The 242-nt window shown below is 64.9% G+C and carries 1 protein-coding gene; it reads left to right on the top strand.

Features of this window, described 5'->3' with window-relative positions; genetic code table 11:
• Nucleotides 1-31: 31 nt before the first annotated feature.
• On the top strand, nt 32-242 hold a 211-nt coding region (locus tag INF73_RS11305), incomplete at its 3' end, for a hypothetical protein (RefSeq protein ID WP_193547297.1).

The following is a 242-nucleotide window of genomic DNA, read 5'->3' as shown; positions in this document are numbered from 1 at the left end:
TATCTGGGCGAGGTATGAGAGAACCAGCTGGATGCCGATCGAAGGAGCCACCGGCCGGGAATATACCCTCCAGGCCGGAGATGCGGGTTACAGCATTAAGGCGGTGGTGACGCCGACGGGCAGCAGCCAGCCAGCACTGGCCGGAGCGGTACAGAGCAGCCCGTCGGTAGACGCTTATGGGGCGCCGTCGGTAACCAATCTGCACATCTCCGGCACGCCGAGGGTGGGGCAGACCCTGAGGG

The organism is Enterobacter cloacae complex sp. P6RS (genome assembly GCF_014982245.1).
GTDB classification, from domain to species: domain Bacteria; phylum Pseudomonadota; class Gammaproteobacteria; order Enterobacterales; family Enterobacteriaceae; genus Enterobacter; species Enterobacter bugandensis.
The sequence above is the reverse complement of the archived record's forward strand: the minus strand, read 5'-3'. Positions and strand labels throughout refer to the sequence as shown.